19 protein-coding genes are annotated in these 20,565 nt (G+C 67.3%); 5 read left to right on the top strand and 14 right to left on the bottom strand.

Annotated elements, in window-relative coordinates; all coding sequences use genetic code 11:
- Nucleotides 1–185 precede the first annotated feature (185 nt).
- Nucleotides 186–1,484: an MFS transporter gene (locus U5775_RS24985; protein WP_322060774.1), complete on the top strand. Its 1,299-nt coding sequence runs from the start codon at nucleotides 186–188 to the stop codon at nucleotides 1,482–1,484.
- 45 nt (nucleotides 1,485–1,529) lie between these two features.
- Here U5775_RS24985 and U5775_RS24980 read toward each other — a convergent pair whose 3' ends face one another.
- The gene (locus tag U5775_RS24980) at nucleotides 1,530–2,468 is read right to left on the bottom strand and encodes a DMT family transporter (protein WP_322060773.1); all 939 of its coding nucleotides are present in this window, start codon (nucleotides 2,466–2,468) and stop codon (nucleotides 1,530–1,532) included.
- Between the two features lie 112 nt (nucleotides 2,469–2,580).
- On the opposite strand from U5775_RS24980, the gene U5775_RS24975 reads away from it, so the two are divergent.
- Complete coding sequence (locus tag U5775_RS24975) at nucleotides 2,581–3,450, top strand: LysR family transcriptional regulator (protein ID WP_322060772.1); 870 nt, start codon at nucleotides 2,581–2,583, stop codon at nucleotides 3,448–3,450.
- Here U5775_RS24975 and U5775_RS24970 read toward each other — a convergent pair.
- From U5775_RS24970 to U5775_RS24945, 6 genes are all read right to left on the bottom strand, one after another.
- A complete protein-coding gene (locus U5775_RS24970; RefSeq protein ID WP_322060771.1) occupies nucleotides 3,438–4,496 on the bottom strand; it encodes an ABC transporter ATP-binding protein in 1,059 nt (352 codons plus the stop codon). The genes U5775_RS24975 and U5775_RS24970 overlap by 13 nt on opposite strands.
- Nucleotides 4,497–4,526: 30 nt before the next feature.
- Nucleotides 4,527–6,161: an iron ABC transporter permease gene (locus U5775_RS24965; protein WP_322060804.1), complete on the bottom strand. Its 1,635-nt coding sequence runs from the start codon at nucleotides 6,159–6,161 to the stop codon at nucleotides 4,527–4,529.
- A 55-nt stretch (nucleotides 6,162–6,216) separates the two neighbouring features.
- Nucleotides 6,217–7,221, bottom strand: a complete 1,005-nt coding sequence (locus U5775_RS24960) for an iron ABC transporter substrate-binding protein (protein WP_415913649.1) — start codon at nucleotides 7,219–7,221, stop codon at nucleotides 6,217–6,219.
- A 75-nt stretch (nucleotides 7,222–7,296) separates the two neighbouring features.
- Nucleotides 7,297–8,613: an iron uptake transporter deferrochelatase/peroxidase subunit gene (gene efeB / locus U5775_RS24955; RefSeq protein WP_322060769.1), complete on the bottom strand. Its 1,317-nt coding sequence runs from the start codon at nucleotides 8,611–8,613 to the stop codon at nucleotides 7,297–7,299.
- A gap of 2 nt (nucleotides 8,614–8,615) precedes the next feature.
- Nucleotides 8,616–9,776 carry a hypothetical protein gene (locus U5775_RS24950; protein WP_322060768.1) on the bottom strand — a complete coding sequence of 387 codons (1,161 nt, stop codon included), beginning with the start codon at nucleotides 9,774–9,776 and terminating at the stop codon, nucleotides 8,616–8,618.
- An 89-nt stretch (nucleotides 9,777–9,865) separates the two neighbouring features.
- On the bottom strand, nucleotides 9,866–11,341 hold the full coding sequence (locus tag U5775_RS24945; RefSeq protein WP_415913646.1) for a carbohydrate porin: 1,476 nt from the start codon (nucleotides 11,339–11,341) through the stop codon (nucleotides 9,866–9,868).
- 352 nt (nucleotides 11,342–11,693) lie between these two features.
- On the opposite strand from U5775_RS24945, the gene U5775_RS24940 reads away from it, so the two are divergent.
- Both U5775_RS24940 and U5775_RS24935 read left to right on the top strand, forming a co-directional pair.
- The gene (locus U5775_RS24940) at nucleotides 11,694–12,536 is read left to right on the top strand and encodes an arylamine N-acetyltransferase (RefSeq protein ID WP_322060766.1); all 843 of its coding nucleotides are present in this window, start codon (nucleotides 11,694–11,696) and stop codon (nucleotides 12,534–12,536) included.
- A gap of 18 nt (nucleotides 12,537–12,554) precedes the next feature.
- Nucleotides 12,555–13,244: an isoprenylcysteine carboxylmethyltransferase family protein gene (locus U5775_RS24935; RefSeq protein WP_322060765.1), complete on the top strand. Its 690-nt coding sequence runs from the start codon at nucleotides 12,555–12,557 to the stop codon at nucleotides 13,242–13,244.
- Nucleotides 13,245–13,272: 28 nt separating this feature from the next.
- On the opposite strand, the gene U5775_RS24930 is transcribed toward U5775_RS24935, so the two are convergent.
- The 7 genes from U5775_RS24930 to U5775_RS24900 form a co-directional block, all read right to left on the bottom strand.
- Nucleotides 13,273–14,046: a hypothetical protein gene (locus tag U5775_RS24930; protein ID WP_322060764.1), complete on the bottom strand. Its 774-nt coding sequence runs from the start codon at nucleotides 14,044–14,046 to the stop codon at nucleotides 13,273–13,275.
- Between the two features lie 73 nt (nucleotides 14,047–14,119).
- On the bottom strand, nucleotides 14,120–14,269 hold the full coding sequence (locus U5775_RS24925; protein ID WP_415913645.1) for a hypothetical protein: 150 nt from the start codon (nucleotides 14,267–14,269) through the stop codon (nucleotides 14,120–14,122).
- A 16-nt stretch (nucleotides 14,270–14,285) separates the two neighbouring features.
- Nucleotides 14,286–15,290 carry a cytochrome d ubiquinol oxidase subunit II gene (gene cydB / locus U5775_RS24920; protein WP_322060762.1) on the bottom strand — a complete coding sequence of 335 codons (1,005 nt, stop codon included), beginning with the start codon at nucleotides 15,288–15,290 and terminating at the stop codon, nucleotides 14,286–14,288.
- Between the two features lie 65 nt (nucleotides 15,291–15,355).
- Nucleotides 15,356–16,876, bottom strand: a complete 1,521-nt coding sequence (locus U5775_RS24915) for a cytochrome ubiquinol oxidase subunit I (protein ID WP_322060761.1) — start codon at nucleotides 16,874–16,876, stop codon at nucleotides 15,356–15,358.
- Nucleotides 16,877–17,309: 433 nt separating this feature from the next.
- Entirely contained in the window at nucleotides 17,310–17,498 is a 189-nt protein-coding gene (locus tag U5775_RS24910) for a 4-oxalocrotonate tautomerase (RefSeq protein WP_028221520.1), read from the bottom strand.
- Nucleotides 17,499–17,558: 60 nt separating this feature from the next.
- Nucleotides 17,559–18,335, bottom strand: coding sequence for a class II aldolase/adducin family protein (locus tag U5775_RS24905; RefSeq protein WP_322060760.1), 777 nt, complete (start codon nucleotides 18,333–18,335; stop codon nucleotides 17,559–17,561).
- Between the two features lie 11 nt (nucleotides 18,336–18,346).
- The gene (locus tag U5775_RS24900; protein WP_322060759.1) at nucleotides 18,347–19,603 is read right to left on the bottom strand and encodes an urea transporter; all 1,257 of its coding nucleotides are present in this window, start codon (nucleotides 19,601–19,603) and stop codon (nucleotides 18,347–18,349) included.
- Between the two features lie 354 nt (nucleotides 19,604–19,957).
- On the opposite strand from U5775_RS24900, the gene U5775_RS24895 reads away from it, so the two are divergent.
- On the top strand, nucleotides 19,958–20,515 hold the full coding sequence (locus U5775_RS24895) for a putative glycolipid-binding domain-containing protein (RefSeq protein ID WP_322060758.1): 558 nt from the start codon (nucleotides 19,958–19,960) through the stop codon (nucleotides 20,513–20,515).
- The last annotated feature ends 50 nt before the right edge of the window (nucleotides 20,516–20,565 follow it).

The following is a 20,565-nucleotide window of genomic DNA, read 5'->3' as shown; positions in this document are numbered from 1 at the left end:
TCTGGGACGAGAGCTTCACAAGGAAAGCGAGGCAAAAAGCGGGGCTCGCGAATACCGCAGGGTATTCCGGTGGGTGCAGCAAAGATCTGAAGGGAACTGGAGACAGCCGGCGCAAGTCCGGTCGCGTTCCATACCGTGTGGCCCTGGCGCTTTTGCGCAAGGCATCACAGATAGGAGACAGACGCATGAATTCGATCAGCGGGGCCGCACGGCGCGCCCAGAAAACACCGCTCAATCGCTCGCAGATCGCCGGTTTCTGGGGCGCCTGGGCCGGCTGGACGCTCGACGGCATGGACTCGTTCATCTACGCGCTCGTGCTCACGCCGGCGCTCACCGAGTTGCTGCCGCACTCGGGCTACACGGCCACGCCCGCGCACGTCGGCCTCGCGGGCTCGATCCTGTTCGCGCTTTTTCTGGTGGGATGGGGCCTGTCGTTCATCTGGGGGCCGATGGCGGATCGCTTCGGCCGCACGCGCGTGCTCGCGGGCACGATCTTCATGTTCGCGATCTTCACGGGTCTTTCGGCGACGGCGCAAAGCGTCTGGGCGCTCGGCATCTACCGCTTTCTCGCGGGCGTGGGCATCGGCGGCGAATGGGCGCTCGCGGGCACCTATGTGGCCGAGTCGTGGCCCGAGGATCGCCGCAAGATGGGCGCCGGCTATCTGCAGACCGGCTATTACGCGGGCTTTTTCATCGCGGCGGCGCTCAACTACACGGTGGGCGTGCACTTCGGCTGGCGCGCGATGTTCCTCACGGGAGCGATTCCCGTGGTGGTCGCCATTCTCGTGCTCACGCGCGTGGAGGAGCCGGCCAAATGGCAGCGCTCCGAGGCGAGCCACGTGCATCGCGGCCGCCCGCTGCGCGAGATCTTCGGCAGTGCGTATCGTTTGCGCACCGTCGTGGCGTGCGCGCTCCTGACCATCGCGATCATCGGCCTGTGGGCGGGCGCCGTGTACGAGCCCTCCGCCGTGATCCAGCTCGCGACCCGCGCGGGCGCGAGCAAGGCCGACGCCATCCGCACCGCGTCGATCGCCACCGGTATTCTCTCGATCGGCACGATTCTCGGCTGTCTCGCGCTGCCGCCGATGGCCGAGCGCATCGGGCGCAAATGGACGCTCGCGGTCTATTTCGCGGGCATGGCTGTGACGATCGCGGCGAGCTTCGGCTGGGCGTATTACCTCGAGAACGGGCTCGTGCCGTTCATCGCGATCCTGTTCGTGCTGGGCTTTTTCGGCGGCAATTTCGCGCTCTTCAGCCTCTGGCTGCCCGAGCAGTTCGAGACGCGCGTGCGGGCCACGGCGTTCGCGTTCTGCACCTCGTTCGGGCGCTTCGTGGGCGCGGGCGTGAACTTCCTGCTGGGCGCGGCCGTGCTGCATATGCACACCCTGGGCGTGCCGGTCGCGCTCACGGCAATCGCATTCGTGCTCGGCCTGCTCATCATTCCGTTCGCACCGGAGACGAAGGGCGAGACGCTGCCCGCGTGAGGCGAGCTACACGACGCTTTCGGGCGCCACGCCAGGCGGCGCGTTTCAGCGCCGCCTGAGCACGAGACCCATCGGCGAGAGACGCCAGCCGAGATTCACGCCGAGACTCGCCAGCACGATCAGCACCATGCCCGCGAGTTGCGGCGCGCTCAGTGCGCGGCCGTAGACGATGGCATCGACGGCGATCGCCGTGAGCGGGTAGACGAACAGCAGCACGGCGATCACGGGCGTGGTGAGCCTGGGCAGCGCGCCGTAGATCAGCACGTAAGAGAGCCCCGTGTGCAGCACGCCCATGCCGATGAGCCAGCCCCATTGCGCCGGGCCAATATGCGCGAATTCGAGCGGCGCGATGAAGGGCGCGATGAGCGGCAGGCAGATCGTCCCCACCGCGCATTGCGTGAGCGTGAGCAGATGCGGGCGGAATTCACGCAGGCTTTTCGCGATCAGCGTGACGCTCGCATAGAGCACGGAGCCGCCCAGCGCTTCGGCGAGACCGATCAGATAGCGCGGATGGTCCGCGACATGGCTTTCCGCGAGCACGCCCGAGGCGAGCACGAGGCCCACGAAAGCAATCGCGATCCAGCCGAGCCGGTCCGCGCCCAGCCGCTCGTGAAAGAGCGCCGCGCCCATCAGCACGACCCAGAACGGTTGCACATGAAACACGACCGTCGCGACCGCGATGCTCGTGCGATGGATCGAATCGAAGAAACCCACCCACTGCGTGACCATCAGCACGCCCGAGATGAACGCGAGCGCGAACGTGCGGCGCGTGAACTGGCGCTTGATCTGGGCTGGCGCGAGCCAGCCCTTCCACGTGCAGTACGCGGCGAGCGCGAGCATGCCGAAGAAGCAGCGAAAGAACACGAGTGTGAGCGCGCCGAGGCGCGCTTCCTCGACGAAGATGCCGATCGTGCCCATCAGGAGCCCGCCGCCCGCGAGCATGAAGACGCCTTCGCGGCGGCCGCTGTGGAGTTCGGATTGCATGGCCGGAATCCGTGGATAGAAAGCGTGTTGAAAACCGGCCCAGTATTCGTCAGTTGCGGGGTATCGGCAAACGAATTAAATTTAAGAATTCCATCAACGTGGCTTATGAATCATGAATCCCGAGTTCGACCTCGACCTGTTGCGCACCTTCGTGGCCGTCGCGGACGCGGGCAGCTTCACGAAGGCCGCCGTGACCGTGCATCGCTCGCAGGCGGCGGTGAGCATGCAGATCAAGCGGCTGGAGCAGATGCTCGGCACCATGCTGTTCACGCGCGATACGCGCAATCTCGCGCTCACGCGGCCCGGCAATACGCTGCTCGAATATGCGCGGCGCGCGCTCGATCTGCAGGAGGAGGCGTGGTCGGCGCTGGTGCGGCCCGAGGTGACGGGGCGCGTGGTGCTGGGCGCGCCCGACGACTACATGGCAGCGCTGCTTTCGCCGGTGCTCAAGCGTTTTTCGACGCTCTATCCGCATGTGGAGATCGAGATCGTGTGCGCGCAGAGCGTGGCGCTCGGGCCGATGCTCGCGGACAACAAGATCGACGTGGCTTTCGTCACGCGCGACCGGAAGCTGCGCGGCGAATTCGTGCGCAGCGAGGACATGGTGTGGGTGGGCTCGCCCGACGATCCGGCGCCGCTCTCGATGTCGCCGCTGCCGGTGGGTCTTTATGAGCACGGCAGCGTGGCGCGCGCGCATACGGTGGCCGCGCTCGACGCGGCGCGCATCCGCTATCGCGCGGCCTATAGCAGCGCGAGCCTGATGGGGTTGATGGCGACCGTGGAGGCGGGCATCGCCGTGGTGGCGCTCACGCGTTGCAGCGTGCCGCCGCGCTTCGAGATTCTTGGCGAGGCGCAGGGGCTGCCGAAAATCGAGCCGCTCGATATCATCGTCGCGCGCAGCGTGAAGTCGAACCGGCCCACCTGCGATTACTTCGTACAACAGATGGTTCAGGATCTCTCGGTCAGGCGTCAGCGCGGATAAACGCTGACTTCGCCGCCCACGGCGATGCGCACGCGCTCGCCAGCGCGCGGCGTGCGATAGCCCGGCACGCGGGCGCGCAGCGTCGTCGGCGTGCCGGCGAGTTCGAGGGTGAGCGCCGCGTCTTGCCCCTGGAACGTGACCTCGCGCACGAGCGCCTCATGCGTAGTCTGCGCGCCGTCGCGCGCCGCGGTTTGGGGCAGCACGTCGATTTGCTCGGGGCGCAGCATCACGTCGACTTCGCCGTCTTCGGGCCGGGTGCCTTCGGCCAGCGGCAACGCGCCCAGCGCGCAATGCGCGGCGCCTCCCGCGACGCGCCCCGGCAACAGCACCGCTTCGCCCACGAACGCAGCCAGCTCGCGTGTGACGGGGCGGCGGTAGAGCGTTTGCGGCGGCGCGGTCTGCATGAGACGTCCGCGCCACAGCACGGCCACTTCATGGCCGAGCGAAAGCGCTTCGGCCTGGTCGTGCGTGACCAGCACCGCGGTCGCGCCCGCGGCCGCGAGCGCGCGCGCCACGGCCTCGCGCGTTTCCACGCGCAGCGCCGCGTCGAGCGACGAGAACGGCTCGTCGAGCATCACGAGCGTCGGCGAGGGCGCGAGTGCGCGCGCGAGCGCCACGCGCTGCTGCTGCCCGCCCGAGAGTTGCTGCGGCGCGCGATTTGCATAGGACTGCGGAAGACCGACGAGCTCCAGCAACTCGGCCACGCGATGCTGCGTGCGCCGTTGCGCGCGCGGGAGTCCGAACACGATGTTCTCGGCGACGCTCAGGTGCGGAAACAGCGCGCCTTCCTGCGGCACGTAGCCGATCTGCCGCTGCTCCGCAGCCAGATGCAGCGACTCGCCGGCCACGCGCTGGCCGCCTATCTCGATCGTGCCCGCATCGGCGCGCTCGAAGCCGCACAGCAGGCGCAGCAGCGTGGTCTTGCCGCTGCCCGACGGGCCGAGCAGGGCGACCAGCGTGCCCGAGTTCACCGTGAGGTGAATGTCGTGCAGCACGGGCTGGCTGTCGAAGGACTTGGAGACGCCGGAAATGCGAAGTGTGCTCATGAACGTGGCGGGCTGAACGGGGCGAAACAATCAGGGGGCATCGGAAGGCGGCGTCTCATCGGCTGACGGGGGCAGCGGCCCGGACGCGTGCGCCGCGAGCGCCGACTTGCCCGCGAACGCGAACAGCAGGCCCGAGGCCGCTAGCGAGAGCGCGGTGAGGAGCGCCGCATAGGGCGCGGCGGCGGCGAATGCGAGCGTCGAGGTATCGGACCATACCTGGGTGGCGAGCGTTTGCGTGCCGATGGGCGCGAGCAGCAGCGTCGCGTTGAGCTCGGTCACGACCGAGATGAACACCATCGAGGCCGCCGCGCCGAGCCCCGGCCCTGCGAGCGGCAGCACGACGCGGCGCAGCGTGGCGAACCAGCCGAGGCCGAGCGAGCGCGCCGTTTCTTCGAGCCGCTGCTGCGCCTGCAGCAAGGCCGCGCGCACGCTCACGAGCGCGAGCGGCAGGAACAGGATCGCATAGGCGACGATCAAGAGCGTGGTGCCCTGGTAGAGCGGCTCGAGCGCACGCACGGCGAGCGAGACGATCGCAAGCGCGATGACGAGGCCTGGCACGCCCTGCGCGATGAACGCGGTGCGCTCGAGAAAGGTGGCCGCGCGGCCCGGGAAGCGCGCGAGCAGGTACGCGAGCGGCAGCGCGAGCAGCGTCGTGAAGACGGCGGCAATGAGCCCGAGGCGCAGCGACGCCAGCGTGGTCGAGAACAGCAACTCGGGCGAGACCTCGGCGGGCGTGATCGCGGCGGCGCCGGGCTGCGTGAGCCAATAGCCGATCATCCCGAGCGGCACGCCGAGCGTGCCCACGTTGAGCGCGACGAAGCCCGCGGCCACGGGCCAGCGCCAGCGTCCGAGCGCGTGGCGCACGCCCGCGCGCCGCGTGCCGCGGTCGACGCGCTCGTAACGCGCGCGCCCGCGCACGCGGAACTCGAACGCGAGGCACGCGAGACACAGCACGATCAGCACGCAGGCGAGCAGCGACGCGCCGCCGCCATCGAAGCTCGTGCGGTATTCCGCGTAGATTTCGGTGGTGAAGGTGCGAAAGCGCAGCAGCGTGAACGCGCCGAATTCGGAGAGCACGCCGAGCGCGACCAGCAGCATCGAGCCGAGCAGGGCAGGGCGCAATTGCGGCAGCACCACGCGTACGAAGGTGGTCCAGCGGCTGCAGCCGAGCGCGCGCGCGCATTCTTCAAGCGCGGGATCGAGCCCGCGCAGCGCGGCGGCCACGGGCAGATAGACGAGCGGGAAATAGGCGGTCGTGATGACGACGAGCGCGCCGAGAAAGTCCTGCAGATCGAGGCTCAGCGAGACCCACGCATAGCTCGTGATGAACGCCGGCATCGCGAGCGGCGCGGCGGCGAGCAAGGCCCAGACGCGGCGCCCCGGCACGTCGGTGCGCTCGACGAACCAGGCGAGCGCGGTGCCGAGCACCGCCGAGGCCAGCGTCGCGCTCACGGTGATGCTCAGCGTATTGACGAGCAGTTCGCCAACGAGCGGCCTGAACAGCAGCTCGGCCGCATCGGCGAAGCCAAACGAAAGCGCGCGCCAGAACGTCAGCGCGAGCGGCAGCAACACCAGCACGGGACCCAGTGCGGCGGCCAGAAAAAGCGCGCGCGGCGCCTGCCGGCGCGCGGGCTTGCCCGCTGCGTCGTCGGGGCCTTGCGGCACGGCTTGCGCCGGGGTTACAGCTTCACTCACAATTTACTCAGGCATCCTCTGCAAATTACAGGAGGCCCGCCTGGCGCAGCAGGCGGCCCGCCTGGCTGTCGTCGCCGAGCTGCTGGATCGTCAGCGCGGGCGGCTTCAGTTGATCGAACGGCTTGTTGATCGGGTCGCCGGCCACACCGGGGCGCAGCGGATACTCGAAGCTGATATGCCCTTGCGCCATCAGCTTCTGCGCGCGCTCGCTCACGAGGTAGGCGAGGAACTTCTGCGCGCCGTCCGGGTTGTGCGCGGTCTTCGTGACCGCCGCGCCGGACACGTTCACGAGCGCACCCACGTCGCCATCGGCGAATTGCGCCACGGCGCTGCGCGTCTGCTTGTCGCCGATCTCGGCGTGCAGGCGGTCCCAGTAGTAGTTGTTGATGATGCCCGTCGCCACCGCGCCGCGGTTCACGGCGGCCACCACGCCTTCGTCGTCGTCGAAGATCTGCGCGTTGGTCTTCAGGCCCTTGAGCCAGGCGAGCGTCGCGGCTTCGCCCTTCTCGGCGAGCACGGCGTCCACGAGCGGCAGGAAGTCGGCGTCGCTCGGCGCGATGCCCACTTTACCCTTCCACTCGGGTTTCGCGAGATCGAAGATCGATTGCGGCAGTTGCGAAGGCTGCACCTTCGTCGTGTTATAGGCGAGCACGTTCTGGCGCGCGGTCACGGCGACCCACTGGCCAGCCGGCGAGTTGTAGCGCGCGGGCACTTGCGTGAGCGTCGAATTCTGCACGGGCGCGAGCAGGCCCTTCTCTTCGAGCAGCATCAGCTCGGGCGAGTTTTCGGTGAAGTAGACGTCGGCGGGCGTCTTCTCGCCTTCGGCCACGAGCTGCGCGGCGAGCGCGGGACCTTCGCCGCTGCGGATCTTCACGTCGATGCCGCTTTCTTTTTCGAAGTCCTTGGCGAGCTGGTTCACCACCTGCTCGTGCTGCGCGCTGTAGAGCGTGATCGAAGCGGCATGCGCGGCGAGCGGCAGGGCGCCGGCGAGCGTCATGGCAACGGCAATGGCGCGTGCACGGAAAAACATCGTGTTCATATCTGTCTTTGTCCGTTCTTGTCGATTGAATCCGGTTTGAATCTGGGCCTGCTTCTGGGCCTGTGCTCAGGCCTCGAACAGCTCGGCGCCGATGAACGAGCCCGCCTTCGCACCCGGCGGGCACGCGAAGACCGCGCTGCCCACGTGGGTGGTGAACTGGTTCATCATGTCGAACTTCGAGAGCTTCTCGTTGATCGGAATGAAGCCCGTGCGCGGGTCGCCCTGGTGGGCGATGAAGATGAGGCCCGCGTCGTATTCGGTTTCCTGGCGCCACGGCGGCCAGCGCTCGATGTAGAAGTTCGTGCTGTCGTTGTACGAGTACGAGCGGCGCAGGATCTGCGCGCCGTTGTTCGAGGCGCGATTCGAGAGATGCACGTGCGAGTTCTCGGGAATCAGCGGATTGCCGTCCTTGTCCTGGGCGGTCAGGTCGACTGCATCGAACTCCTTGGCCTGGCCGATGGGCGCGCCGCTGTACTTGCGGCGGCCGAACACCTGCTCCTGGAAGCCGAGCTCCATCTGGTCCCAGTGCTCGAGCGTGATGCGGATGCGGCGCACCACGGTATAGGTGCCGCCCTGCATCCACGGCGCGTCGGCCGCGCCGGCCCAGACGAACTGGTTCATCAGCTTCGGGTCGTTGGTCGGCGGATTGTTGGTGCCGTCCTTGAAGCCCATGAGATTGCGCGGCGTTTGCCCGCGCGGGCCCGAGAGGAAGCCGGCCTGGCCCCAGCGCATGGTCAGCTTGCCATAGCCCTGGCGCGCGAGCTGGCGCACCGCGTGGAAGGCCACTTGCGCGTCGTTCGCGCAGGCCTGCACGTAGAGGTCGCCGCCGGTTTTCTCGGCGATCAACTGGTCGCCGTTGAAGCGCGGCAGATCGACGAGCGCGGCGGGCCGCCGATGCGCGAGGCCGTAACGGTCCTTGCCCGCCGAGGTGAACAAGCCGGGACCGAAGCCGAAGGTCACGGTGAGACCGGCGGGCCCGAGTCCGAGCACGTCGCCCGAATCCGGCGCGGGATGATCGTCGCTCACGCCGTCGAGCGCAGCCGCGCTATGGCCTTGCGTCATGCGCGCGGCGGACTCGGTCCACTCGCGCAGCAGCTTGATCACGTCGTCGCGCGAGGCGGTCGTGAGGTCGAACGCCGCCACATAGGTGTGCGCCTGCTGCGGCGTGACGATGCCGCCCTGGTGCTCGCCGTAGAACGGCTCGACAGCGTTCATCGGGTCGGCGGCCATCGCCTGGCGCTTCGCCTCGGCGGCCTGCGCGAGGCCCGGCGCCGCGAGACCCGCGCCCAGCGAGGCGCCCGCGGCTACGGCGGCGCCGCCTGCCTTCAGGAAACCGCGCCGCGCGAGGCGCGCCGGGCGGTCTTGGGAATCATCGGAGGACATGATTATTTCGCCAGCACAAGAGTATTCACGTCGTCTTCAACATAATAGAAGCCGTCGCCTGCCGGAGTGAGCGCGATGCCGAACAGGTCGCCATTGCCCGGCGGCGTCTGCGCCTTGTCGGTGTCGATCCAGCGCGCGTAGAGCTGCTTGCCCGTTGCCGGGTCGATCTCGATCACCTGGCCATTGAGCGCGTTCGTCACGAGCAGGTGGTTCTGAGGCGTCAGGATCATCGCGAGCGGGCGATGCAGCATGCCATCGGCGGTGAGCTGGCGGCCCACGCCCGCGCTGGAGTCGCGCGTGAGCGGGTCTTCGATCACATTGATGCGGTTGCCGATCGCATCCGACACGTAGAGCAGCTTGTTGTCGGGCGAGAGCGCGAGCCCGGTCGGGCCGACGAGGAACACGCCCTTGTCGGCTTGCGCGCCGAAGCCGCTCGCGACCACCGTTTCTTTCTTCACGACCGGCGCCTGGCCTTCCGGAATGTCGAGGTCGAGGCGCAGCACCGTGGCCTGCTTGAACACGGGCGGGTCGCCGTCCGCGCCGCCCACGCCGAAGCCCGCGTTGCTCACGAACAGCGTGGCATGGTCGCCGTTGTCGACCACGGCCATGTTGCCCCACGGGTCGTTGATGTTCGGGGTACTGATCGCCTTCGCGATCTTGCCGTTGCTGTCGAGCACGATCAGGCAGCCCGCGCCCTTGGTGTTGGTCGTGCCGTCGTTGCTCGGCGTGCTGCCGACGACCACCCAGCCCGACTTCAGCATCGTCATCGCGGTGGAGAGGCCCACGCCGCCCGGACATTCCTTCAGATTACGCGGAATGGTCGCGAACAGCGTCATCTGCTTCGTATCGGGGTGATAGTCGACGATGGTGCTGCCGGTGCCCTGCATGTTCGCGGCGTTGTTGAAGTTGTCGACCAGCACGTCGCCCTGCTTCACGGTTCCGGCGCTCACCGGCGCGACGACGATCGCATACGGGTTCTGGTCGCCGTTGTCGGGCACCGTGTTGATGAGCGTGGTGTGGTGGTGGACGGTTTCGAGCAGGCCTTGCGGATCCGCGTGGGCGGCGAGCGGCGCGCCGCCGAGGAGGGCAGCGGCGCCGAGCGCGAGCGCCGCGCGGGTGGCATGGGCCGAGCACAGCAGGAGCTGGCGCGTGGCGTGTTTCATCGTATTTCTCCGCGCCTCGCGTGCGCCGCGTGCAAGCGTTGCGGCTTCAATCGACAGTGCGTGCGAGGACCTGGGGTTGGACATGATGCTTAGAAAGTAATGTTGGTGCGCACGCCCACCACGAAGGTGTTGCGCAGCGGCTGGGTCGCGTCGTTCGGGTTCTGGCCGGCGCCCGCGTTGAAGGTGTATTGCGCGTCGGCCTGCAATTGCCACCACGGGTTGACCTGGTACTGGTACGTCGCTTCGAGCGTCGTCTCCTGGGTACGCACGCCGTACGGCCCCGTGTTGAAGGTGCGATAGTCCATGTCGAGGTCGTGCACGTAGTTGCCGACCTTGATGTAGGTGAGCGCGAGGCCCACGCTGTCGTTGTCGCGGCCCTTGAACGGCGCCTTCATCACGATGCCCGCGTTGGCGGCGAAATCGACGAGATTGCGGTCGCCGGGCGCGCCCATCACGCGCGCGAATACGCCGATGCTGCGCGGCTCGTCGGGGTCGGGGCGCCAGATCATCTGGTCGGCCACGGCATAAATGCTGAAGTCGCCGTGATGCTGCGCCGGGATGCCGGTCGTGGCCGGATTGTTCAGCGAAAGGCCCGTGTTGTCGTAGCGCTGGTCGGCGAACGACTCGTTGTTGTACCAGAAGCCGAGCTTGTAGGTGCCGGGCAGCGCGTGGCTGGTGTCGGCGCTCACGAGCTCGCCTTCGGACGGCTGATTGATCGCGTACTGCAACTCGCCGATCACCATCGTGCCGTTGTGCAAGTTGAAGTTCGTGCCGCTCAGGTTGTTCGGGTTGTTGCCGAGCGGGTCGCCGTCGAACACGCCGATGAGGCCCGTGAGCGAAGGCGTGATCTGGCCGCGCACGCGCACGCCGAGACCCGAGAGCGGGTAGGCCGGACCGCCCGAGGGCATGTCGTACGAGGGCAGCGCGGGCCAGCCGAACATCGTGTTCACGAAGAGCGCGGCGTACTGGCTCGTGATGAATTCCTGGTCGATGCTCTGCTGACCGATCTTCACGTCGACTTTCTTGTCGAGGAACGACTGCTGGTACCACATCTCCCAGAGGCGCGTGGTGTCCTGCGCTTCGATGCCGCTCGCCGTGTTCAGCGTGCCCAGGTTCGCCGCGCTCAGGTTCGAGCCGTGAATCTGCAGCGCGCTGATATTGAAGAGGCCGCCGGGAATGCCGAGCGCCTTGCTCGTGTCCACCTGGACCGTCGCCGTGGTGAGGCCGTCGTAGGTGCCGCCGCGATTCAGGCCGCCGCGCAGGTTCGCGAGATATTCACTTGTTTCGGTCAACTGAAAGGTCACGCCGTATTTGCCGAGCCACGGACGGATACCGCCCATGTCGCCGAGCAGGTTCTGGCGCGTCCAGATACCGGTCCAGAAATCACCGGGCTGCGCCTTGATCGAGAGATCGGCCTCGGGGGCCTCGGGCGCGGCATCGGGATTGCCGCTCGATTGCGCGTGCGCGCTGCCGCACATGAACGCAGCACAAGCTGCCCACAACGCGAGTCCTCGCACGGCGGGGGCGCGTCGTCCAGATGAACGGGTTGACCGGTTGAATTTCATTGCATTCCTTACTTTTTGCTTTCTTTTGCCGGGCCGAATCCGCGTGCGCCATATGCAAGCGGCTTGAATCATTTACCTCCAGAACGGCGCCAATCGTACTCACCGTGAATACGGACGTCAACACAAATGAGAATGATTATCAAAACAATTACTTAGTGTAAGCGCGAGCTTTACGAATGCCTGTCAATAGCGATTCGCTTGATTACAATCGGTCAGCTTCGACGCGGTTCGGTATGAGGAAAGAACTCGAATATCATCGATACATCGGGCCGTTTTCCGGGCTCTTTCGGGATTCTTCGGCCTCTTCGAACCCTTCGCCTCTTTCGCATCTTTCGAATAGCGAGTCGCCTCCATGTCCGATTCCGACTTCCGTTTCGACCTCGATCGTTATTTCGCGCGCATCGGTTACGACGGCGAGCGCAAGGCGTCGCTCGACGTACTGCGCGCCGTGCATCGTCTGCATCCGCGCGCGATTGCTTTTGAGAACCTCGATCCGTTTGCCGCGCGGCCCGTGTCGGTCGCGCCGCCCGACGTGTTCGCCAAGCTCGTGGCGTCGCGGCGCGGCGGCTACTGCTTCGAGCACAACACAGTGCTCGCGCACGCGCTCATGCAATTGGGCTTTCGCGTCGAGCCGCTGGCCGCGCGCGTGCTGTTCGGCCGGCCGCCCGGCACGATCACGCCGCGCACGCATATGCTGCTGCGCGTGCACGTGGACGGCGCGGCCTGGCTCGCCGACGTGGGTTTTGGCAGCGCGTCGCTATGCGCGCCGATGGCGTTCGCCGAGCGCGGCGCGCAGGAGACGCTGCTCGAGCCGGCGCGTCTCACGCCGCTCGGCGAGCGCGAGTGGACGCTCGAGCAGTACGACGGCAATGCGTGGACCGACGTCTATCGCTTCGACGACGCGCCCGCGCAATGGATCGATTACGAAGTGGCGAACTGGTACACCTCGGCGGCGCCGCAATCGTTCTTCAGGGAGAACCTGATTGCGTGCATTGCGCGCGAAGACAGCCGCGCGATCCTCTTCAACGACCGCTATTCGGAGCGCGACGCCACGGGCCAGCAGGCGAGCGAGCATTTGATCGGGAGTCCGGAGGAACTGGAGCGATGCCTGAGCGCGCGCTTCGGTCTCGATACGGCGGGCTTCGACATGGACGCGCTGTTCGCGCGCGTGCGAGGGCGGGGCGTCAATCGCTGAAAGACACAGGAGGACACGATGGACAAACCTCTCGTCAAGCGTCTGTTCACGCAGACGCTCATCTGGCTCGCGTTTCAGGGCGCGCTGCTGTTCGTCGCGGCGGGCACGCTGGCGTGGACCGCTGCGTGGCTCTGGCTGCTCGAATGGGCCGTGCTGGGCGCGTGGATCGGCCTGTGGCTCGCGCGCACCGACCCGGGTCTGCTGGCCGAGCGGCTCGCGCCATTCGCGCAGCGCGAACAGGCCGCCTGGGACCGCATCTTCATGGTGGTGGTCTCGGTGGGCTGGTGCGCATTTCTGGTCCTCATGGGTATCGACGCGATGCGCTTTCGCTGGTCGCACGTGCCGCTCTGGCTCAGCGTGTGCGGCGCGGTGGCGATCTTCATCGACCTCTACGCCACGCGCGCGGTGTTCGCGGCCAATCGCTACGCTGCGCCCGTCGTGAAGATCCAGCGCGAGCGCGGCCATTCAGTGACCGATAGCGGCCCCTATGCCTACGTGCGCCATCCCATGTATGCGTTCGCGATCCTGCTGCTCGCGGGCACGCCGCTCATGCTCGGCTCGTGGTGGGGCCTCGCGTGCGTGCCGTTCATGGTCGCGGGAATCGGCTGGCGCGCCGTGCGGGAAGAACGCGCGCTCGCCGCCGAACTGCCGGGCTATGGCGCGTATCTGGAGCGGGTGAAGTATCGCTTCGTGCCCGGCATCTGGTGAGGGCCGGGCAATGCGGTATCGACGAGGTTCAGCGACCGCTTGCGAGCTCGTTCGCATAGCACCGATAGAGCCAGGCGAGCGCCGAACTCGTGAGCAGTGCGAAGGCCACGTTGACGACGCTCTGCCCGATGGCGAGCGCGGTGAAACCCGCGGGCGTCTGCACGGTATCGGGCGTGACGCCGGCGACGCCGAATCCGATCAGCGCGACCACACCGCATACGAGCAGCGGCAGCGCCGCGACCAACCCGACGCCCAGCACGCTCCAGAAGTGTCCGCGGCTGTCGCGCCACGCCGCGCCGAGCGCGAAGCGGCCGCCGATCGCGAGCGACGGATAGAGCAGGCTGAGCCGCACGCCGATGAACAGCCAGATCACGCCGACGATCAGCGAAAGAAAGATCACGCCGCCCTCGTGGCGCGGACGCAGCACGAGCCAGAAGGCGAACGCGAGGCCCATCAGCGCGAGCATCATGAGGAGGCCCAGCGCCACGACGCGCAGCAACGGCCTCGCGCCGGACGCCATTAGCGGCGTGGTTCGCTCGTCGAGCAGCACGAAGCGGTAGACCTTGAGCGTGAACCAAACGTAGACGAGCCCGTTGAGCAGCGAGGCCACATTCGCGGCGAGCACGAGGCCCACGGACGGCAAGTCGCCTTCTCCCGGCACGGGCCGCCCGGCCAGCGCGAGCCAGCCGAGCACGGCATAGGCCACGAAGGTGCCGAGCACGAGTGCCGGCATGCGCGTGAGCGCTTCCCCGGCGCTTTTCCACGCGTGTTTCACGCATTCCATGAAGGTCATCTGCTGCATGATTTTTATCGCAAGAGTTACAGATGGCCTACAGTCTAACGCGGCGCGAGTGACGGGCGCGTGGATGCCCGCGTTATTTAATCGCGAAGAGCGTGAGGTTCATGAAGATCTTGAACGCATAGCCGAGCGAGACCGCCGCGCCCACGCCGCCGCACCAGAGCAGCACGAACCAGAGCCAGCCGGGCAGGGTGCGTGGCTCGCGCGAAGCGCGCCTGCCGGACATGCCGGCGCTTGCGGCCTTAGTGGTAGTGATGGGTGTCGCCATGACGGAGCTTGCCTCGGAAGACCCAGTAGCTCATCGCGGTGTACGCGACGATGATGGGCAGGATGAACGATGCGCCAACCAGCGTGAACGTCTGACTTTCGCGCGGCGCGGCCGCTTGCCAGAGCGTGAGCTGCTGCGGAATCGCGTAGGGCCACAGGCTCACGAGCAGCCCCAGATAGCCGAGCAGCACGAGCGCGAGCGCGGCGGCGAACGGCGTCTTGTGATGGCGCGATTGCACGGCCCAGCGCATCCACACGGCGCACGCAATCACGAGCAGCGGCACCGGCGCGAGCCGCCAGAACAGACCCGAGCCGAACCAGCGCTGCGCAATGACGGGGTCCTGCAGCGGCGTCCACACGCTCACGAGCGCGATGAAGCCGAGCAGCATGACCGTGAGCGGCCACACGAGCTTGTGCAGGCGGCGCTGCAGATCGCCTTCGGTCTTGGCGATGAGCCAGCAACTGCCGAGCAGCGCATAGGTCGCCACGAGCCCGAAGCCCGAGAGCAGGCTGAACGGCGTGAGCCAGCCGAAGGCGTCGCCGGCGAAGCGCCCGTCGGCCATCGGAATGCCCTGCAGGAAGGCGCCCAGCGCGATGCCCTGGAAGAACGCCGCCCCCGTCGATCCGCCGATGAACGCGAGATCCCACAGATGCTTCGTGCGATTGGCCTTCGCGCGGATCTCGAAGGCGACGCCGCGGAAGATCAGGCACACGAGCATGAACACGAGCGGCAGATAGAGCGCCGAGAGCACCGTCGAATAGACGACGGGGAACACGGCGAAGAGCCCCGCGCCGCCCAGCACGAGCCAGGTCTCGTTGCCGTCCCAGACGGGCGCGACCGTATTCATCATGAGATCGCGCTCTTCTTCGTCGGGAAAGAGCGGAAACACGATGCCGATGCCCAGATCGAAGCCGTCGAGCACCACGTAGAGTAAAAGGCCGAGCGCGATGATCGCGGCCCAGATGACGGTGACGTCCATGTTTGCGTTGCCTCGTTTCGAATGCGGTTCGTGTGCGTGGTTTGCGGTTCGCGCGGATCTCGGGTTCAGGCGTCGATCAGTTGGTCGGCGTTTGCGTCGGCAGTCGAATGGCGCGCGGCCTGGCTTGTGACGAGCGGGGCGAGCGCGGCGGGCGCGAGACGCGGGCCCGTGGCGGCTGCACCGGGCTGCGGATTTTCAAGCGGACGCAACGCGGGCGGTTTCGTGCCCGACGTGGCGCCGGGCAGCGCGGGACCGCCGCGCATCAGCTTGAGCATGTAATAGATGCCCGTACCGAACACGAGGAAGTACACGGCGACGAACACAATCAGCGAGACGCCCACCTGCTGCGCCGTGAGCGGCGAGACCGCCTGCGAGGTGCGCATCACGCCATAGACCACCCACGGCTGGCGGCCCGCTTCGGTCGTGATCCAGCCCGCGAGCAGCGTGATGAAGCCGGTGGGGCCCATCGCCAGCGCGAAGCGCTGGAACGCGCGCGACTCGTAGAGCGTGCCGCGCTTGCGTAGCCACCAGCCCGCCACGCCCAGCACGATCATCAGGATGCCTAATCCAACCATCACGCGAAAAGTCCAGAAGATGAGCGTCGAGTTCGGGCGCTGATCGGGCGGGAACGACTTGAGACCCTTGATCTCGCCGTCCCAGCTATGCGTGAGGATCAGGCTGCCCAGATGCGGAATCTTCACGGCGTAGCGCGTGGTTTCCGCCTGCATGTCGGGAATGCCGAACAGGTTGAGCGCGGTGCCGCCTTGTTCGGTGTCCCAAAGACCTTCGATCGCGGCGATCTTGGCGGGCTGATATTCGCGTGTGTTCAGGCCGTGCGCGTCGCCCACCATGGCCTGCACGGGCGCAAGCACGAGCAGGAGGCCGAGCGCCATCGAGAACATCTTCTTGACGGCTGCATCGCGCCGGCCCTTGAGCAGATGCCACGCGCCGGTCGCGGCCACCACGAGCGCGGCCACGATGAACGCGGCAATCGCCATGTGCGCGAGGCGGTACGGGAACGAGGGGTTGAAGATGACCTTGAACCAGTCGGTGGGCACGACGTGGCCGTCCACGATCTTGAAGCCTTGCGGCGTCTGCATCCAGCTATTCGAAGCGAGAATCCAGAAGGTGGAGATGAGCGTGCCGATGGCGACCATCAGCGTCGCGCCGAAGTGCGCGCGCGGGCTCACGCGGTTCCAGCCGAATAGCATGATGCCGAGGAAGCCCGCTTCGAGGAAGAACGCGGTCATCACCTCGTACATGAGCAGCGGGCCGGTGATGGGCCCCGCGAACGACGAGAAGCCGCCCCAGTTGGTGCCGAACTCGTAGCTCATGACCACGCCCGAGACCACGCCCATGCCGAAGGCCACGGCGAAGATCTTCGACCAGAACAGGCACAGGTCCTTGTAGAACGGTTTGCGTGTCTTGAGCCAGCAGCCTTCGAGCACCGCGATGAAGCTCGCGAGGCCGATGGAGAGCGCCGGAAAGACGATGTGGAACGAGACGGTGAAGGCGAATTGCAGCCGGGCCAGATCGAATGCCGAGAGCGACGATAACGTCTGTAATGCGGGGATGGACGATTGCATGTGCGTGCCTGCTGTGTGCTTGCGTAGCGGAAAGCGCGTTCGCGCGAGGCGTCGTGCGAATGGACGTAAGCATAGGGGAACAGGACGTGTTTTGCTGCACTGCGACGTGCGCCAGCGTGTCGCAGCAGTCAATCGCCGAGTAGCAAAATCGTGCGCTAAATCGTTGATAACGATCAACTAGATTAAGAGTTCGCTACAGATTGATCGGGCGCATAGCGGGGGCACACTGCGTCAATTTGCGTCAAATCGGGCGCGATTCGGGATGCGGGGGCGTGTGGTGCGTCAATTCGCCCAGGTGCGAAGATGTGAGGTGTTCGAATCGGTTTGATGGGGCAGGTGCGAGGCCGCGCGGCGTCTGGAGGACCCTGCGGTCGAAGCCGCGGCAAAGCCTCGCGAAAAATCGTCAGGATAACGATCTATGGGTCGAGCGGACTCAGCGCGGATCGCTCCACAGCTTGCCGGCCGTCGCCCAGTTTTCGGTCTTCACGTCGGTGAAGATGATGTCGACGGATTGGGCGTCCACGCCCAGCACCTTGCAGGTGGTCTCGGTGAGCGCGGCAGCGAGTTCGCGCTTCTTCTCGACGCTGCGGCCTTCGAACATTTCGATGTGGAAAGTCGGCATACGGATCTCCTTGTTTGCAGGGGTAGTGAAACAGATTCAGTCGCGGGTTTAGTCGCCGGTTTAGTCTCGATACGACGTGTCGATGCGATCGAGCTTGCGCAGCAGTGCGGGCCATTCGAGCACGCCCTCGATCGCGCCGCCGTCGCGCAGTTGTTCGGCCGTGTGCGCACAGACCTCGGGCGTCGGCATTACGAGCGGCACGCCGCCCGCCTGGGCCTGCAACTGGATTTCGCAGGCCTTGATGAGCGTTGCCATCAGCACCCACGCCTCGGCGATGGTGCGGCCCGTGGTGAGCGTGCCGTGGTTGCGCAGCAGCATCGCGGGATGCGTGTCCAGGCTCGCGGTGAGGCGCGCGCCCTCGGCGGGCGAGAACGCGAGGCCCTCGTAATCGTGCCAGCCAAGCTGGCCGTAGAAACGCAGCGCATGCTGCGAGGCGGGCAGCAGGCCGTCGCGCTGGATCGAGACGGCGATGCCCGCCGTATTGTGCAGATGCATCACGCAGACGGCATCGGGGCGCGCGAGATGCACGGCCGCGTGCAGCGCGAAACCGGTCGCGTTGACCGGATGCTCGCTCTTGCCGACGATGCGGCCTTCGGTGTCGATCTTCACGAGATTCGAAGCGCACACCTCGTCGAAGGCGAGGCCGAACGGGTTGATCAGGAAGCGGCCCGGCTCGCCGGGCACGGCGGCGGAGACGTGCGTGTAGATCAGGTCGTCCCAGCCGTAAAGCGCGATGAGCCGGTAGGCGGCGGCGAGGTCCACGCGCAGTTGCTGCTCCGCGGCGGAGGGCGGCGCGGCGTCGTCGGTGATGCTGGCCGGGCGGTGGGCGAATGACATGGACGGCTCCTTCAGCGGACGGCAGGGCGGGCGCGAGGTTCGTTTCGCGGCCAGGCTTGTTGCACGGTTTGCGGGTCGCGTGGCGATTCGCGTGGGGTTTCCGTACCGATTGGCGATTCGATTGGCAATTGGGTTGACGCCCCGATTCTCGCATCGGTTCGCGATTCAGCTAGCGCGCCGATCCGCAATCCCGTTCGCGGCACGGCGAGCATGTCCGTATCGGCGGGCACCACATCGCCAGGCACGGCGCGAGCGCCCGCTGCGGGCACTTCGCCGGTTGCAAGTCCTTGGCCTCGCCGTGACCCCTCGAACGCCATCAAGCGCCATGCGCCGTGCACGGTCCAGCCGGCGAGCGCGAACGGCGCGGTCATGGCGGGCAGGCGCAGACGCACGGCGGCTAGATGCAGCACCGCGGCTAGCATCGTCGCACAGACTGCGGCGCGCGTGCCGAGCGCGCTGGCGGCGAGCGCCGCGAGCGCGCCGTTGAAGCCGCAGAGCCCGGCGGCGAAGCTCGCGCCCGGCGCGCCGCACAGAGATTCGATGGCGCTCGCGAGCGCCGCGCCGCCGAGCGCCAAGGCCGCCGCGCGGCGCGACGACCAGGCGAGGCCCGCGAGCAGCACGAGGCCAGGGAGCGCGCCCGAGGCGAACGTGGTCTGCGCGACGCCGCTCAAGACGCCCGCCGCCGCGTCGAGCCAGGGCCGCGCGAGCCGGGCCGGCGCAAGCGCGCTGGCCGCAGCGGTGGCCTTGCCGCCGGCGCCCAACGCGAGCCACGCCCAGGTGACAATGAGGCAGGGCGTCGAATAGACGGAGAGGCCCGCGTGGCGCAGCCAGCGCGCGAGTGGTGCGCCTATCCACGCGCTGGCCGCCGACGCGAGCAGCGCGAGGGCGACGCCCGTGACCGTATCGCCCGCGAAGGTGAACGCCGCGAGTCCCGCGAGCGCACCGTTGAAGCCCGCGAGGCCGTCGCGGATTTCCTGGCGCGATTGATGCCATTGCCGCGACTGGGGGCCCAGCAGCGCGCAGAGATTGGCCGTCGTCGCGCCGATCAGCGCCGCGCACGCGAGCCGCCAATCGCACAGGGCGAGCGCGGCGAGCACGCAGATCCCGGTGCCGGCATGCCGCTGCAGGACGATCTGACCGAGGCTGCGCAGCAGCGTGCGCAACGGCCCGGCGAGGCCCGGCGGGGCGTCCGTGGCCGAGGCGTCGTCGGCGCACGGGCTGACATAAGCGGCGTCCGGATCGGCTTGGTCGGGCGCTGGGGTGGACATGATGGGCGAACGGAAGCGAGGAAGGCGCGGCCTGCGAAATGCGGATTCGAGCGAGCAGCGGTCGCAGCGGTCTGAACCGCGGACCCGAAGCGCTGACCAGAAAACCAGCAGCAGCGAGCCGGAAACCGCGCCCGGACGACCCGCATCGCGAGGATAGGCGAAGCGGGCCGTCCTGCGCATGCGCGGGCGTTGATAGTCGCTATTTGCCGATGGCGGGCGGGGGAGCGCTGCCGGCGGAACTTCGCCGCGCGAGGCCGCGGGCGCGGCGTCGCCGGCTTCACGGGCATCGCGTGCCGGCGCCGCCGTCTGCGCTACGATGGCCGCAGCGGCCGGACAGCCGCCTGGAGACGAATCATGCGCGAGGTACGTTGGGCTTCGGAGGAGGGCGAAGGCATCGAGCATCTGGCCTTCGACGCGAGCGGCGGCACGATCCGCGTGGAGAGCGTGGTGATCGGGCAGCGCTACGGCAAGGCGTATGGCCTCTGCTACACGGTCCATTGCGACGCCGGTTGGCGCGTGACCTACGCGGCGTTTCGCGTGATGGGCGGCAAGGCCATCGCCATGCATGGCGACGGCCAGGGCCACTGGCGCGACGGCGAGGGCCGCGCGCTCAAGGCGATCGAAGGCTGCATCGACATCGACATCGCGGCCACGCCCTTCACGAATACGCTGCCGATCCGGCGCCTGAGACTCGCGCGCGGCGAGCGCCGGCCCATCGAGGTCGCGTACATCGCGGCGCCCGGCCTCGTGCCCAGGCGCGTCGAACAGGCCTACGTCTGCATCGAGCCGGATCGCGAGTATCGCTACGAAGGCATCTTCCGCGACTTCACCGCGAACCTGCGCGTCGACGAAGACGGCCTCGTGATCGACTATCCCACGCTGTTTCGCCGCCTGCCGTCTCGTACGCGCTGAAGCATCGGCACGCCGGGCAACCGGCGCAGCGCCGTCAAGCGGCTTCGCCT

Origin of the sequence: Paraburkholderia sp. J63 (assembly GCF_905220245.1) — a bacterium.
Lineage (GTDB): Bacteria > Pseudomonadota > Gammaproteobacteria > Burkholderiales > Burkholderiaceae > Paraburkholderia.
The sequence above is the reverse complement of the archived record's forward strand: the minus strand, read 5'-3'. Positions and strand labels throughout refer to the sequence as shown.